Genomic DNA, 14,331 nt, shown 5'->3' with positions numbered 1-14,331 from the left:
GTAGCTTGCTTGCTATCACAAAAGACCGCTCTAGCTCAATAGTTTCAAGGTCGTGATGAGTTGCTTGGGGTCAGTCTGTACCGTGGCGCAAATTTTTCGGTATGGCTGACTAGCATGAATGGTAGGGACCTACGCAGTTATCGGGAGCTTCACAAGCCGAAGGGAAATTTCGCGACTCGCTCTGAATACCTCGAGCACGAACTGGAGATCATGGCGCCGAAGCGCTGGGGAATAAACCTGCCGTTTCGTGACTATCGTTTCGAGTACGAAGATTGGGTGCCGGCCATGGCGGCGACCATCGGCAAGATCGTCATGGTGGCGGCTGTTGTTGCGGCTTTCGCCGGCCCGATGGGGCTTTCCAACGAGTTCGTGATCGAGAACGCGCGCTACGAGATGCTGATCGCAGCACTGCTGTTTGTCGTGGTGTTCTCCGGTTTTCTCAATCCCACGGCCAGCCTGGCCGGGACCCATGGCCCGCTGATTCCGTTGATTCCCCTGATCGTCGCATCGGGCGGGCATCCAATGGCGCTGGGGATCATGGTGGGTGTGCTCGGTTTCACTCTGGGTGTCTTCAAGGGCGGCAGTCTGTTGGCACGTCTGACTAGTGATGGTGTTTGTGGCGGATTGCTGCTGTATCTGGGTTTCATCGGCATTACCTCGCAGATCAAGAAGCTGTTCGGTTGGGCCGACAGTTTCGACATGGGCTACATCGCGTTTATCGTGGTGTTCGCCACCATCGTGATGTACGCCTATCTAGAACATATCCGCATGCGCTGGCTGGCGATTCCGTTGGGTTCGGCGCTGGCGGCCGTGATCGCATTTGCATTGGGCGCTCCGTTCGAGTTCACCACCGAGCCGGGTGTGCCCAACCTGAATCCGATGTACTGGTGGGGCGAGACTACCGGCTGGCAGATCGGTCTGCCCAAGCTGCATCACTTCATTGCTGTCGCGCCATTTGCCGTGCTGGCGGTAGCCATGTGGTCGCCGGACTTCCTTGGACATCGTGTGTTCCAGCAGCTGAACTATCCGCCGAAGGCGAAGAAGGTGCTGATGAACATCGATGACACCATGTGCGTTGCGGCGGCACGACAGATCGTCGGGACGTCGCTGGGTGGCGGTAACCTGGCCTCATCCTGGGGCACCTTCATGGTGCCGGCCGCCATCGCCAAGCGCCCGATTCCCGCCGGTGCATTGCTCACCGGCCTGCTCTGTGTGGTTGCGGCGCTTTGGGGTTACCCGATGGATCTGGCGATCTGGCCGCCGGTACTGAGCGTGGCGCTGATGGTCGGCGTGTTCCTGCCGCTGCTGGAAGCCGGTATGCAGATGACCCGTGAAGGCAAGACCTCGCAGTCGGCGGCCATCGTGATCTTTTCCTCGGCGCTGGTTAATCCGGTGTTCGGCTGGTCGCTGACGGTGCTGCTCGACAATCTCGGGCTGATCGGTGACAAGGAGCGTGGTCAGTCCCTGAGCCACCTGCATCGTTGGGTCATCCCGACGATCGTCTTCATCGTGCTCTGTGCCGTGATGCTGGGTATCGGCATGTTCCCGGGCATCCCGGCGATGCTCGAGTCGTTCCGTATCGATCTCTGATTGGCTGACGGCACGGCATGAAAAAAGGGAGCCTAGGCTCCCTTTTCTTTTGCGTCTGCTTCAACCCTGGCTGTTGGTGATCAGTGTGCCGACGCCGACATCGGTGAAGATCTCCAGCAACACCGCGTTGGGCACGCGACCGTCGATGATGTGGGCGCTGTTGACACCACCTTGCACCGCTTCCAGCGCGCAGCGGATCTTCGGCAGCATGCCGCCGTAGATGGTGCCATCGGCGATCAGTGCGTCGACCTGGGCCGTAGACAGGCCAGTCAGCACGCTGCCCTGCTTGTCCATCAGGCCGGCAATGTTGGTCAGCAGCATGAGCTTCTCGGCCTTCAGCGCCTCGGCCACCTTACCGGCGACCAGGTCGGCGTTGATATTGTAGGACTCACCGTTCTCGCCCACGCCAATCGGTGCGATTACTGGAATGAAGTTGCCCTGCACCAGCATTTCCAGCAGCTCGGCATTGACGCCGGTGACTTCGCCGACATGGCCAATGTCGATGATTTCCGGCTTGGTCATCTCCGGTGTCTGGCGGGTCGCCTTGAGCTTCTTGGCGCGGATCAGGCCGGCGTCCTTGCCGGTCAGGCCAATGGCGCTGCCGCCATGCTGGTTGATCAGGCTGACGATGCTTTTGTTTACCTGCCCGCCGAGAACCATCTCCACCACATCCATGGTCTGGCTGTCGGTGACCCGCATGCCGTCGATGAAGTGGCTTTCGATGTTCAGCCGCTTGAGCAGGTCGCCGATCTGCGGACCGCCACCGTGCACCACCACCGGATTGATGCCGACCGCCTTCATCAGCACGATGTCGCGCGCGAAGCCGGTTTTCAGCTCCTCGCTTTCCATCGCGTTGCCGCCGTACTTGATGACCAGCGTCTTGCCGACGAACCGGCGAATGTAGGGCAGCGCCTCGGAAAGTACCTTGGCGAATTGGGTGGCAGCTTCACGGCTGAGGGTCATGCAGGGCTCCGCAAATCAGAACGGCAGTTTGAGATCGGGTGCAACGTTGAGCAGCTGTGCGCGGAAAACGTCCTGAATGCGGCTGAGTTCTTCCTCGCTGTCGGCCTCGAAGCGCAGCACCAGAACCGGTGTGGTGTTCGAGGCGCGGATCAGGCCCCAGCCCTTGGGATAGTCGACCCGTACACCGTCGAGGGTGATCAGGTTGGCTTCGCCCCACTGAGCGTCACGTTGCAGGGCGTCCATGATGGTGAATTTGCTTTCCTCTGTCACCGTGATGTTGATCTCCGGTGTCGAGATATCGCAGGGGAACGCGGCGAACACCTGCTCGGCGTCACGCTTGTCCTGGCTGAGGATTTCCAGCAGGCGCGCGGCGCTGTAGATGCCGTCGTCGAAGCCGAACCAGCGTTCCTTGAAGAAGATGTGCCCGCTCATTTCGCCAGCGAGCAGCGCACCGGACTCCTTCATCTTCTTCTTGATCAGCGAATGGCCGGTCTTCCACATCACCGGCCGGCCGCCGTAACCACTGATCAGTGGAGTGAGGCGACGGGTGCATTTGACGTCGAAGATGATGTCAGCGCCTGGATTGCGCGATACCACATCCTTGGCGAACAGCATCAGCAGGCGGTCCGGATAGATCATGGTGCCGGCGTTGGTCACCACGCCGACGCGGTCGCCATCGCCGTCGAAAGCCAGACCGAGATCGGCCTTCTCGGATTTAACCTTGGCGATCAGGTCGACCAGATTTTCCGGTTTGCCCGGATCCGGATGGTGGTTGGGGAAGTTGCCGTCGACCTCGCAGTACAGCGGGACCACGGTGCAGCCCAGTGCTTCGATCATGCGCGGGGCGATGACGCCGGCGACGCCGTTGCCGCAGTCGACCACCACCTTCATCGGCTTGGCCATGGCGATGTCATTGCGAATCTGCTCGAAGTAGCGTTCCAGTACATCGACTTGCTCGACCTTGCCCACGCCGCTGGACAGGTCGTTGGTTTCGATGCGCTTGCGCAGGGTCTGGATCTGTTCGTTGGCCAGGGTGTCGCCGGCGATGACGATCTTGAAGCCGTTGTAGTCCGGCGGATTGTGGCTGCCGGTGAGCATCACGCCGGACTTGCCGGCGAGAATGTTGGCGGCGTAATAGAGCACCGGCGTCGGCACCATGCCGATATCGCTGACGTCGCAGCCGCTGTCGAGCAGACCTTGAATGAGGTGCTGGACCAGTTCGGGACCGGACAGGCGCCCGTCGCGGCCAACCGAAACGTTGGGTTCACCCTTGGCGAGGCTCTCGGACCCGATGGCGCGGCCGACCCAGTAGGCGGTCTCGGTAGTCAGGCTGTCGCCGACAACGCCACGGATGTCGTAGGCGCGGAAGATACTGGCGGGCAAATTCGGGGCTTTGGCACTGCTCATTGCGGGTTCTCGCTCCTTGGTGTCGAGGCCGAAGATGTCCTGGTCCTCGTCGAGAATATCGATGTCGAGAATATCGGTGTCCGGCAAGCGCGGATCGACGTACTCGGTAGGTTTGGCGGGCCGAACGGCTGGAGCCGTGGCGGGTGCCTGAGTCGGAGCCGGTCCAGCTTGGCGGACAGGCAGTCGGACCATGTTCCTGGCCAGTGCGTCGAGGACCGGCAGGCTCAAGGCCGGTATTTGGATGGTCTTGCCGGTGGAGAGTTCCTGTAGCAGGCGGCTCATCTGCAACACGTCTTCGCGCAGCCTGCGCTGCTGGCCGCCGAGCACCAGCTGCAGACCGATCAGCACGCCGGCAATCGCCACCAGGGCGGCCGCGAGCAGGAGGAGCGGCATGAGGGTCAGCTGATCGATGGCGCCGGGCAGGTAGGCCAGCTTCCAGTTGGCGTTGCCGCTGGCGAGGGTCAGTGCCGAAGCATTGTCGGCCGCGGTGCCGCGCTGCAACAGCACCTGTTCGGGTGCGCCGGAGAATTGCTGGGTCAGTCGCAGCTGGCCGGCTTCGTCGGGCAGCGTCGGGAGTGTCGCGAACAGGTGCTGGAGATCGCTGACCAGCAGCAGCGTGCCGCGAATCGTCTGCTCACCCTCGGCGCGCAGCGGAATCGCACTGTAGAGCAGCCAGCGGTTGTCGACCTTGTAGGCTTCCGGAGCTGCCGACTGGCCTGCTTCGACCCGCTGTAGCAGATCGAGCGCAGCGAAGTTCAGCGGGCCCGGGCGGCTGGTGTCCGGCACCACTCTGCCGCGTGGATTGAGGTGCGCGTCGACCACGCCGGGCAACTCCAGCAGGCGCTGTTCGGCTTCGCGTCTGAGCTCGGTGTCAGCACGGACGACGTCCACCAGGCGTTGCTGCTCCACCGCTGTCTGGGTATCGGCACGCAGCCGCCGCAGCGCCTGCTGCAATGCGCTTGCCTGGCTCTGGCTCCAGGCCTCGGCGAGTTGTGTCTGTTGCTGCTGCTGAGCGCCCTGCTGACCGAGCCAGATCAGCGCGGCGGCCGCGCCGAGCCCGATCAGGCTGGCTGCGAGGCCACCGAGCAATGGCTTGAGGGTGAAACCGCCGCGCTTGCTGCGGGTGTCGGCCGGGTTCAGAACGCCTGAATCCTTGGCGGTGCGCTTGAAGAGTGCCATGAAGCTCCTCGAATCATCCTGAAAGGTAAGCGGTGCGCAGTGACTCAGTGGCTGCCGGAGTGCCCGAAGCCGCCAGCGCCGCGGTCGCTGCTGTCGAAACTGTCGACCAGTTCGAAGCGGGCCTGTACCACCGGTACCAGCATCAGCTGCGCAATACGCTCGCCGACGGCGATGGTGAAGGCGCTCTGGCCGCGGTTCCAGCACGACACCATCAGCTCGCCCTGGTAGTCCGAGTCGATCAGCCCGACCAGGTTGCCGAGCACGATGCCGTGCTTATGGCCCAGGCCCGAGCGCGGCAGGATCAGGGCCGCGAGCCCCGGATCGCCGATGTGGATGGCAATGCCGGTGGGAATCAGCAGCGTCTGGCCCGGCTCGAGCACCGTGTCGCTCTGCAGCATGGCGCGCAGGTCGAGGCCGGCAGAGCCCGGTGTCGCATATTCGGGAAGGGGGAAGTCCTGGCCGAGGCGAGGGTCGAGAATCTTGGCTTGGAGTGCGTGCATGTCAGGACTCTTTGTAGCGGTCGGCGATGAAGGCCACCAGCGCGCGGGCGATATGTCCCTTGCTGGCCTGGCCGAAGCGGGTTTCGTGTTGCTGACGGTCGATCACGCTGACGGCGTTGTCTTCGCTGTTGAAGCCGATGCTGGGGTTGGCCACGTCATTGGCGACGATCAGATCGAGATTCTTGTCGCGCAGCTTGCGCGTGGCGTACTCCAGCAGATTCTCGGTTTCTGCGGCGAAACCGACGCAGAACGGACGGTCCGTGCGGCTGGCCAGCGTGGCGAGAATGTCAGGGTTGCGCACCATCTGCAGCAGCAGGCCGTCACCGGTCGTGGGGTCTTTCTTCAGTTTGTGCGGTGCCACCACTTCCGGGCGGTAGTCGGCTACCGCCGCTGCGGCGACGAGAATGTCGCAGGGCATCGCCGCTTCGCACGCGGCAAGCATGTCGCGGGCGCTGACCACGTCGATGCGCTGCACGCGATCGGGCGTCGGCAGGAACACCGGGCCGGTCACCAGCGTCACCCGCGCGCCGGCCTCGGCGGCCGCTTCGGCCAGAGCGAAACCCATCTTGCCGGAGCTGTGGTTGGTGATGTAGCGAACCGGGTCGATGTTTTCCTGGGTCGGACCTGCGGTGATCAGCAGGTGCTTGCCCGTCAGCAGGCCGGTCGCGAAGCAGTCCGCGGCGGCCTGGGCGAGTTCGTCGGCCTCGAGCATGCGGCCCATGCCGACGTCACCGCAGGCCTGGCTGCCGGAGCCGGGGCCGAACAGACGAATGCCGCGTTTCAACAGCAATTCGCGATTGGCCTGAGTGGCCGGATCGGCCCACATGGCCTGGTTCATGGCCGGCGCCAGGGCGACCGGGGCGTTGGTCGCCAGCACCACGGTGGTCAGTAGATCATTGGCGACGCCTTGGGCCAGGCGTGCCATGAGGTCGGCGGTGGCCGGCGCGATCAACACCAGGTCGGCCCAGCGCGCCAGTTCGATGTGACCCATCGCCGCTTCGGCGGCGGGGTCGAGCAGATCCAGATGAACCGGGTGGCCGGAGAGCGCCTGCAGGGTGAGAGGCGTGATGAACTCACGTCCGCCCTGGGTCATAACAACCCGGACTTCGGCACCGTGGTCGCGCAGGCGACGGACCAGTTCGGCGCTCTTGTAAGCGGCGATACCGCCGCCGACGCCCAGGACGATGCGTTTACGATACAGCCGCTGCATAGGCCTGCCTTGTAATCTCGTAGGGACTCTCCGGAGTGAGAACCAGGTCAGAACACGCCCGATACCCCGGAAAAATGACGGGCTAAGATAGCACAGCGCCCACAGCGGAAAAGTGGGCTTGCTCGACAGGGAGAAGACATGAGCATACGTGACTGGCCGGCGGCGGAGCGGCCGCGGGAAAAGCTACTCGAACAGGGCGCTGCTGCGCTTTCCGACGCCGAATTGCTGGCGATATTCCTGCGTACCGGGGTTGCCGGCAAAAGCGCGGTGGATCTGGCCCGACACCTGCTCGCCGAGTTCGGCAGCCTGCGCGCGTTGCTGGAGGCGGAGCTCGATCAGTTCAGCGCGCACCTGGGCCTGGGCCCGGCGAAATTCGCTCAGCTGCAGGCCGTGCTGGAGATGGGTCGCCGGCATCTGGCCGAACGGTTGCGGCGCGATTCGGCGCTGGAGTCGCCCCAGGCGGTGCGCGACTACCTCAAGGCTCGGCTGCGCCACGAGCCGCACGAGCTGTTCGGCTGCCTGTTTCTCGATTCCAAGCATCGCGTGCTGGCCTTCGAGGTGTTGTTCCACGGCACCATCGATGGCGCCAGCGTCTACCCGCGGCAAGTGGTTAAACGTGCCCTTGCGCAGAATGCGGCGGCGGTCATCCTCACGCACAACCATCCATCGGGCGTGGCCGAGCCGAGCCAGGCGGATCGTCAGCTGACCCTGAGGCTGAAAGAGGCGTTGGCGCTGATCGATGTGCGGGTGCTCGATCACTTCATCGTCGGTGACGGCGAGCCCCTGTCGATGGCCGAATACGGCTGGATGTGAGCGCTACGCCAGCAGCGGCACCAGCAGCAGTGGGCCGAGCACCAACAGCACGAAACGGCCGTTCCAGCCGAAGGCGATGCGCCACGGCGATAATTGCGCGTGGCGCGCCAGCATCAGTGCCGAGGGGCCATAGGGCGACAGCAGCATGGCCAGCGAAAATCCGATCAGCAGCGCCACTGCCGGCTGCATGATCGCCACGCCGTGTCCGGCCAGCTGCGCGAGCAGTGCGGCGCACAGGCTCAGGGAGATGATAGGCGCGACACCGAGCAGGGCAAGGGCGATGATTGCCAGCATGCCGGCACTGCCAAGACCGAACAGCGCCAGCGGCGTGCTGCTGAAGTGGCTGGCGAGTCGTTCGACCGGGATCAGCACGGCCGTAAGTCCGCCAAGCAGTGCCGAGCAGGCGAAGATGAAGGTCTCGTTGCGCATGCCAGCGAGGGTGTCGCGTACCTCGGCATAGACCGTTGTCGGCGATCCACCCTGATACAGCAGCAGGCCGATCACCGCGAGCGGCACCAGCAGCATGGCGGCCTGGGTTGCCGATAGCGGGGTCAGGCTGGCCAGCAGGGCGATCAGCAGGATGCCGAGCAGGCTGGCGTACAGCAGGTTACGCAGCCCCTTTGCCGGCCCGGTAGCGCTTGAGTCGCTTGCCGGGGCAGCGGTCTCCCGCAACTGCTGCAGACGATGGTTTTCCATCGGCCAGCCCACCAGCAGCAGGATGGCCCCGCAGAGCAGGCCGAATGGCAGCAGGGCGCTCCAGCTCAGTCCCGGCAACTCGCGGGTGAGGATCGCCACCGCCACGCTGGTCGGTGCCAGCAAGGGCACCAGAGCGAAGCCGCGCAGGGCTGTCACCATCACGCCCCTGGCGCCCTCGCGGCGCTGGCTCGGGCTATGCGACTGCCGATCCAGATAACGTTCCAGTGAACCGCAGACCAGATTGAGCATGCCGAAACTCAGCACCGAGCTGATCGCAAAGGTGCTGAACAGGTAGCTTGGATAGAGGCTGGTACGGGGTAGCCGCAGTAAGAGCCGATGCAGCTCGCCGAGCTGCGGCATCCGCTTGACCGCGCAATGGGCAAGCCCGAGCGCGCCGATGAACGCGCCGTAGTAGGCCGCGGCGCCGAGCATCCGCTGGGTCTGCTGCCAGTCGGGGTCACGGAGCAGTGCCCAGTAGGCGAACAGCCCCAGCGTGACCAGCCCGAGCCGGCGCGGATAGGGCATCAGCGAGCGCCAGTGCCAGGCGAAGAATAGCACCAGCAGCGCACCACTGATCACGCTCGGCAACTGCAGGCGCGTTACCAGCGCGAATAGCTCGCAGACGAGCGCCAGCGGGAGCAGGGCAAGCATCGCTCAGGGCAGCTCGCTGCGCAGTTTGCCGCGCTTGTATACGCCTTCGCCGAAGGCCAGCAAGTGGCCCTTCTCGTCCAGCAGGTCGCAGCTGGCCATGAACACCTTGTGCCCGGCGGAGCGGCGGACTGCGACAGCACGGATGCGGCTGCCGACTGGTGCCGGTGCGCTGAAGTTGACGTTCATCGACAGCGTGGTCGCCACGCGGCGCTGTTCCGGCTGTTCCACCCAGGTTCCGCAGAGGCCCATCGCCACGTCCAGCAGGGTTGCCGTGACGCCGCCGTGCAGGTTGCTGGCGTTGTTCAGGTGACGCGGCAACAGCAGGAGTTCGACCACTGCGCGCTCCGGGCCGTACTCCTTGAGCTGGCAACCGAGGTCCTGGAAGAACCCGGTCAACGAGCTTTCGACCTGTTGCAGTGTGGCGGCTGGATAGGGTTGATCGGACATGAGCGAGCGGGTTCGGCGGCTGACTTGCGCTGGAGATTGGCAGTCTTTACGCTCATGGTCAATTCGATGGAATCTTGTTTCGCACTGCGGAATACCGCATTGCTCGTGAGGAGGTTTGCATGTTTGAGCGTATCGGCATCGTCGGCGCGGGCGCCATGGGCCGCGGGATCGCGCAGTTGTTCGCCAGCGCCGGCAAGCAGGTCTGGTTGCACGATGCACGCAGCGCGTCGATCAGCGAGGCGCTGCGCTTCAACCGCGAGCTGCTAGAACGCGGCGTGGCCAAGGGGCGGCTGAGCGTCGCCGAGCTGGACGCCACGCTGGCCCGAATGCAGGCGGCGCCTGCGCTGGCCGATCTGTCCGGCTGCGATCTGGTGATCGAGGCGATCGTCGAGAATCTCGAGGCCAAGCAGGCGTTGTTCATCGAGCTGGAGTCCTTGCTCGCCGAGGACACGGTGCTGGCGACCAACACCTCATCGCTTTCCGTCACACGCATCGCTGCTGCCTGCCAGCATCCAGAGCGGGTGGCGGGTTTTCATTTCTTCAACCCGGTGCCGCTGATGAAACTGGTGGAAGTGGTGCGCGGTGAGCGCAGCGATCCGCAGGTCATCGAGCGGCTGGTCAAACTGGCCGAAGAGGCTGGGCATTTTCCGGCAATCACGCCGGATACTCCCGGCTTTCTGGTCAACCACGCCGGTCGCGCCTACAGCACCGAGGCGCAGCGCATCCTTGCCGAGGGTATCGCCGATGCCGAGCAGATCGACCGCATCCTGCGCGACGGCCCGGGCTTTCGCATGGGGCCGTTCGAGCTGTTCGATCTCACCGGGCTGGATATTTCCCATGCGGTGATGGAGTCGGTGTATCAGCAGTTCTATCAGGACCCGCGCTATACGCCGTCCTACCAGGCGGCGCAGCGGGTCGCCGCGGGGTTGCTCGGACGCAAGACCGGACAGGGTTACTACCGCTACGAGAACGGCCAGCAGATCCGCACGCCGGAGCCGCAATGGCGGCCGATAGTCGTCGAGCGCCCGTTCTGGCTGGACAGTCAGGATGCCGAATTGCGTGGCCGGCTGGCGGCGTTGTTACGCGAGGCCGGTACCCAGCTGGAAACCGGTGAGGCGCCGTCTGAGCGCGCCATCTGCCTGATCACCCCGCTGGGCGAGGATGCCAGCACGATGATCGCCAGGCTTGATCTGCCCGCCACCCGCAGTATCGCCTTCGACCTGTTCGCTGACTTCGATCGGCGCCGGGTACTGATGCGCCAACCGGCGCTCGACCCCGCGCTCGAAGCACAGGCGCAACAGGCCCTGAGTCACGATGGCGTGCCGGTGGAGGTGATCAACGACTCGCCCGGTTTCGTCAGTCAGCGGGTGGTGGCGAGCATCGTCAATCTCGGTTGCGAGATCGCGCAGAAGGGCATTGCTGACCCGCAGATACTCGACCGCGCAATCACCCTGGCGCTGGGCTATCCGAAAGGGCCGCTGGGCTTTGCCGAGCATTACGGTGCGGGGCGAATTCTCGCCATCCTTGAGGCGATGCAGGGTTGCTATGGCGGCGAGGCACGTTATCGCCCCAGTCCCTGGTTGCGCCGGCGCGTGCGGTTGTGCCTGCCGCTGACCGCGCCTGATCGTCCGCTCGCCGGCTGACGACCGACGGTGACTCGAGATGAGGTGGATCGCTTCAGTTTGTGCGGCGGCGGCCGTTAAGACTGGGGTGAGCCTCCGATGACGGCACGTTGCTACTAAGGCACTACTGTTCTTTATTGGAGGGTATGCGTACAACGTCGGATCGATCCGACAAGAACAAGAGGCCGACCATGAGCCCCGCCAACCGCCACCCCAAGGCCGCCGTGTTCCATGCCGTGCTGATCATCGGTCTGCTGCTCGTGCATTACTGGCTGGCACCGCCCCTGCTTGTGACCGGTGCGCTGCTGATGGTGGCGGCGCTTTGGCCCTGGTTCACCTCGTGGGGTGTGGTGGCCGGCGGCGCCCCGCCTGTCGACGGGGCGCCGCAGAGCTTCGCCGAGCTGACCAAGAATCTCTCGCGCAGTACCTGCCACAACGCCCTGTCTGCTGCCCAGGTCGCCTTCAGCGCCGAGCAGCTGGCCATCCGCCTGAAGTCGCAGCTGCAGGCTGTCAGCGAAATTGCCAATGGTGCCCAGGCTATCGCCGCCACCGAGCAGGACAGCGCCGAGCGGGCCCGCCACACACTGGATGCCGCGCAAGCGGTGCGCGAGCGCAGCGATACCGGGCAAGCCGAACTGCAGCGCGCCATCGAACGCATGCAACAGCTGAGTGCTCAGACCCACGCCAGCCGCGAGCTGATTGACGGGCTTTCGGCGCGGACAGAGGAAATCCGCCGCATTACCGACGTGATCCAGTCCATTGCCAGCCAGACCAACCTGCTGGCTCTCAACGCAGCCATCGAGGCCGCCCGTGCCGGTGAGGCCGGCCGCGGCTTTGCCGTGGTCGCCGACGAAGTACGCAGTCTGGCGGCGCGCACCTCCAGCGCTACCGAGGAGGTCGGTCGCATGGTGGCCGACATCCGCGAGCAAAGCGAAGCAGTGGTCAGCTATATCCAGCGCCAGGGCAACGAGCTGGACGCCGCGGCCGAGCAGATCGCCACCACCGGTGAGCAGCTCAGCGGCATCGCCGAACTGGCCGGCAGCGTCGAAAGCCAGGTCGAGCAGATCACCACCGGCACCGCCGACAACCATCAGCGCCTGACCGGGCAGTTCGTCGCCCTCGATCAGCTGCGTACCGATGCCCTGGACAGCGAGGAGCAGACCCGCCAGCTCGAGCTGGCGGCGGAACGCCTGGTGGCCCAGGCCGAAAGCGCCAGCGAGCAACTGGCCGAGGTCCAGCTCGACGATTATCACCAGACCATGTTCGACCTGGCGCGTCAGGGGGCTGCGGCCATCAGCGCGCGTTTCGAGGCTGATATCCAGGCCGGGCGCGTCAGTCTCGATGACCTGTTCGACCGCAATTACCGGGCGCAGGCCAATACCGATCCGGTGAAGTATCAGACCCGCTTCGACCGCTATGCCGACGAGGTCTTGCCGGCGATTCAGGAGCCGGTGCTGCAGAAGCATGCTGCATTGGTCTACGCCATCGCCACGACGCCGGAGGGCTACGTGCCGACCCACAACCGCGCGTTCAGCCAGCCGCCGGTGGGCAACCCGGAGATCGATCGGGTCAAGAGCCGTAGCAAGCGCCTGTTCAACGACCGCACCGGCGGGCGCTGCGGCAGTCATCAGCGCCGCCTGCTGTTGCAGACCTACAGTCGCGATACCGGGGAGCTGATGCACGACCTATCCGTGCCGATCATGGTCGGTGGCCGTCACTGGGGTGGACTGCGCCTGGGCTATCGTCCCGAGCAATAGCCCGGCAACCACCGATGTTGGCGCGATTGCCCTGTGTCCGGCGGCGCTCCAGCCGCTGCGACCGGCTAAGCTTGGTGAGACGCGACTTCCGGAGATGCCGCCAATGAAGACCCTCACCGATCATTTGGCACAGTACGCGGCCTATCATCGCGATCCACGCAACCTCCTGACCCATTTCATCGGCATTCCGCTGATCGTGCTGGCGGTGGCGATCCTCCTGTCGCGGCCGGGCATCGAATGGGCCGGCTTGTGGCTAAGCCCGGCGGCACTGGTGTCGCTCGCCGCTGCGGTTTTCTACCTTCGTCTGGATCTGCGTTACGGCTTGCTGATGAGCGCCGTGCTGCTGCTCTGCGTATGGCTGGGCGCAGTTCTGGCCGGCGCAACGATGGCGCTGTGGCTGGGCGTTGGCGCGGGATTGTTCGTGCTCGGCTGGGTCATCCAGTTCATCGGGCACTACTTCGAGGGTCGCAAGCCGGCGTTCGTCGACGATCTCACCGGGCTGATCATCGGGCCTTTGTTCGTCGCTGCCGAGCTTGGTTTCATGCTCGGTCTGCGCGAGCCGCTGCGCCTCGCCATCGAGGCGCGGGTCGGTCCTGTGCGTCTGCGCGACTCAGCCGCCCACGGCTGAGTCAGGGCTTGGCCGCCATCCACTGATCGCTGAGGCTGCGCGCATGGCGGTCGACCATGATTGGCGCGAAGGGCCGGCCTGAGGCGGTGGTGAAGTTGTTGCTGCCGCTGTTCATGTCTTCCAGCGCCACCTTGAGGAAATCCCAGCGGGTCTTGAGTTTGGCCAGCGCGGGATCGCGCTTGCCATCCAGTTCGGCCAGCTGAGCGTCGATCGCCGGCACCAGGTGGCGCTCGTCCTGCCCGAGATAGGTGTCCGGCTGTTCGCGGGCGATCTCGAACGAGCCGATGTAGGCACGGCTGAGGTATTGAACGGCCAGGTATTCAACCTTGGCTGGCAGTTCGGCCTGAGCGTCCGCCCCTTGCTGCGCGCGAACGGCGGTGAGGAAGTCGCGCAGTGCCTTGCTCATCTCCAGCGGCCAGCCCCAGGGCATGTCGTCCTCTTCGTAGCCGAAGCCGGCGCCTTCGCGCAGCCGAGCCTGAAGCGCCTGGTGACTTTCGCGCAGGGCGCTGGTGGGATTGGCGACATTGAGTAGGGCTGCATTCAGCGCGCGGATGTCGTCTTCCAGACGCAACAGGTGCGCCTTCTGAAAGCCTTCGCCGCGGTAGAGCAGCAGGCTGCTGGTCGCGCGATTGGCGTGGATCTGCAAGTTCTGCAGCGCAGAGATGGTTTCGGGCGGGGCCGCCTCGGTAAAGCCGGGCAGCATTACGAGTATCAGCAATAGCCAGAAGCGAGTTAAACGGTCCATTGTCGTGCTCCTTTTTATTTTTATAGAAGCTATGCGTGCATGGCAGCAGCACGCTGGAGCCTAACGGACTGCTGGCCGAGTGGTATCACCCCAAAGAATGATTTGTGCCGGCTTGTAGCCAAA

The 14,331-nt window shown here is 64.3% G+C and carries 12 protein-coding genes; 5 read left to right on the top strand and 7 right to left on the bottom strand.

The features are described from left to right. Positions 1–114 precede the first annotated feature (114 nt). Entirely contained in the window at positions 115–1,590 is a 1,476-nt protein-coding gene (locus tag LW136_RS19910; protein ID WP_234173810.1) for a DUF3360 family protein, read from the top strand. Positions 1,591–1,650: 60 nt separating this feature from the next. Here LW136_RS19910 and argB read toward each other — a convergent pair whose 3' ends face one another. Genes argB through coaBC form a run of 4 tightly spaced genes read right to left on the bottom strand, consistent with a single transcriptional unit; the run spans position 1,651 to position 6,849 of the window. Beyond that, positions 1,651–2,553 (bottom strand): acetylglutamate kinase, encoded by a 903-nt coding sequence (argB, locus tag LW136_RS19905; RefSeq protein ID WP_003295449.1) that lies wholly within the window; start codon positions 2,551–2,553, stop codon positions 1,651–1,653. Positions 2,554–2,568: 15 nt separating this feature from the next. Further along, positions 2,569–5,139, bottom strand: coding sequence for a phosphomannomutase/phosphoglucomutase (locus tag LW136_RS22830; RefSeq protein ID WP_313403485.1), 2,571 nt, complete (start codon positions 5,137–5,139; stop codon positions 2,569–2,571). Between the two features lie 44 nt (positions 5,140–5,183). Beyond that, positions 5,184–5,639, bottom strand: a complete 456-nt coding sequence (dut, locus tag LW136_RS19895; protein WP_003283360.1) for a dUTP diphosphatase — start codon at positions 5,637–5,639, stop codon at positions 5,184–5,186. 1 nt (position 5,640) lies between these two features. Then, the gene (gene coaBC, locus LW136_RS19890; RefSeq protein WP_014821797.1) at positions 5,641–6,849 is read right to left on the bottom strand and encodes a bifunctional phosphopantothenoylcysteine decarboxylase/phosphopantothenate--cysteine ligase CoaBC; all 1,209 of its coding nucleotides are present in this window, start codon (positions 6,847–6,849) and stop codon (positions 5,641–5,643) included. A 138-nt stretch (positions 6,850–6,987) separates the two neighbouring features. On the opposite strand from coaBC, the gene radC reads away from it, so the two are divergent. Further along, a complete protein-coding gene (gene radC, locus LW136_RS19885; RefSeq protein WP_014821796.1) occupies positions 6,988–7,662 on the top strand; it encodes a RadC family protein in 675 nt (224 codons plus the stop codon). 3 nt (positions 7,663–7,665) lie between these two features. Here radC and LW136_RS19880 read toward each other — a convergent pair whose 3' ends face one another. Both LW136_RS19880 and LW136_RS19875 read right to left on the bottom strand, forming a co-directional pair. Continuing rightward, positions 7,666–9,009: a hypothetical protein gene (locus tag LW136_RS19880; RefSeq protein WP_234173809.1), complete on the bottom strand. Its 1,344-nt coding sequence runs from the start codon at positions 9,007–9,009 to the stop codon at positions 7,666–7,668. A 3-nt stretch (positions 9,010–9,012) separates the two neighbouring features. Further along, positions 9,013–9,456 carry a PaaI family thioesterase gene (locus LW136_RS19875; RefSeq protein WP_102832936.1) on the bottom strand — a complete coding sequence of 148 codons (444 nt, stop codon included), beginning with the start codon at positions 9,454–9,456 and terminating at the stop codon, positions 9,013–9,015. 119 nt (positions 9,457–9,575) lie between these two features. Here LW136_RS19875 and LW136_RS19870 point away from each other — a divergent pair, with 119 nt between their 5' ends. From LW136_RS19870 to LW136_RS19860, 3 genes are all read left to right on the top strand, one after another. Continuing rightward, positions 9,576–11,099 (top strand): 3-hydroxyacyl-CoA dehydrogenase, encoded by a 1,524-nt coding sequence (locus tag LW136_RS19870; RefSeq protein WP_234173807.1) that lies wholly within the window; start codon positions 9,576–9,578, stop codon positions 11,097–11,099. A 170-nt stretch (positions 11,100–11,269) separates the two neighbouring features. Further along, complete coding sequence (locus LW136_RS19865) at positions 11,270–12,835, top strand: methyl-accepting chemotaxis protein (RefSeq protein WP_234173805.1); 1,566 nt, start codon at positions 11,270–11,272, stop codon at positions 12,833–12,835. A gap of 103 nt (positions 12,836–12,938) precedes the next feature. Further along, positions 12,939–13,463: an Mpo1 family 2-hydroxy fatty acid dioxygenase gene (locus LW136_RS19860; protein ID WP_125896700.1), complete on the top strand. Its 525-nt coding sequence runs from the start codon at positions 12,939–12,941 to the stop codon at positions 13,461–13,463. A gap of 1 nt (position 13,464) precedes the next feature. Here the strand turns inward: LW136_RS19860 and LW136_RS19855 are convergent, their stop codons facing one another. After that, a complete protein-coding gene (locus LW136_RS19855) occupies positions 13,465–14,208 on the bottom strand; it encodes a hypothetical protein (protein WP_023444590.1) in 744 nt (247 codons plus the stop codon). Between the last annotated feature and the right edge of the window lie 123 nt (positions 14,209–14,331).

Origin of the sequence: Stutzerimonas kunmingensis, assembly GCF_021432085.1 — a bacterium.
Taxonomy (GTDB): Bacteria; Pseudomonadota; Gammaproteobacteria; order Pseudomonadales; family Pseudomonadaceae; genus Stutzerimonas.
This window is presented reverse-complemented; position numbering and strand designations above follow the sequence as displayed.